A 323-nucleotide genomic window follows, 5' to 3' on the forward strand; every position below is an offset into this window, starting at 1 on the left:
AGTCAGAGTAGGCTTGCTTGACAGTCTTGTCATCTAGTTGACAAGCTGCCAGATTGAAGTGGCCCCCGCCACCCATTTTTTCCATAATACGTTGAACGTTGATTTTATCACGACTACGGGCCGAAATGGCGGTTTGACCAGCAGGATTTTTGGTAATCACAAAGCTGGCTTCGACATTGGCCATTGACAGCAGGGTATCAGCTGCTTTACTAGCAATAATATTGCTGTAAGCCTGATCCTCTGGTCCACAGGCAATAATCATATCACCACCGTAGGATTGGCCGGTCAAGATTAGTTCATTGACTTGACGGTAGTCGTCAAAG

At 46.4% G+C, this 323-nt stretch carries 1 protein-coding gene; it reads right to left on the bottom strand.

Annotated elements, in window-relative coordinates; genetic code table 11:
- Nucleotides 1-323 (bottom strand): DHHA1 domain-containing protein (locus FH871_RS35380; RefSeq protein WP_229317799.1); only part of this gene is annotated, 323 nt, incomplete at both ends.

Source organism: Larkinella sp. C7, assembly GCF_006149005.1.
Lineage (GTDB): Bacteria > Bacteroidota > Bacteroidia > Cytophagales > Spirosomataceae > Larkinella.